The following is a 420-nucleotide window of genomic DNA, read 5'->3' as shown; positions in this document are numbered from 1 at the left end:
TCAAGGCGAGCAGCCTTTCGTGCCGGATAGATGCCGAAGAAGAGGCCGATGCCGACAGAAAAAGTAAAGGAAATAAGAATAGGGGCCAAGGTGATAACGGGAGGTACTTCGGCGAATTTTTTGAATACTTCGACGAGGGAGATACCTAAGGCGATTCCCAAAATTCCGCCGATGAGGCCGATAATAACGGCTTCAATTAAAAATTGCGTCATAATGGTTCGATATGTGGCTCCCAGAGCTTTACGAATACCGATTTCTCTGGTTCGTTCCGTAACGGAGACAATCATAATATTCATAATGCCGATACCGCCGACAAGGAGTGAAATAGCTGCTACACTACCGAGAAAAAGGGTAAGCGTTGCCGTCGTGGAATTCATGGTTTCCATGAGGCTCGTCATATTGTTAATGGTAAAGTCATCT

Annotated in this window: 1 protein-coding gene; it reads right to left on the bottom strand. The window is 45.7% G+C overall.

Annotated features, from left to right (window positions below; genetic code table 11):
* Positions 1–420: ABC transporter permease (locus PGX78_RS04670; protein ID WP_270445606.1), on the bottom strand; the 420-nt coding region annotated here is incomplete at both ends.

The sequence above is a fragment of the Megasphaera sp. AF13-6AC genome (genome assembly GCF_027685385.1).
Lineage (GTDB): Bacteria > Bacillota > Negativicutes > Veillonellales > Megasphaeraceae > Megasphaera > Megasphaera micronuciformis.
This window is presented reverse-complemented; position numbering and strand designations above follow the sequence as displayed.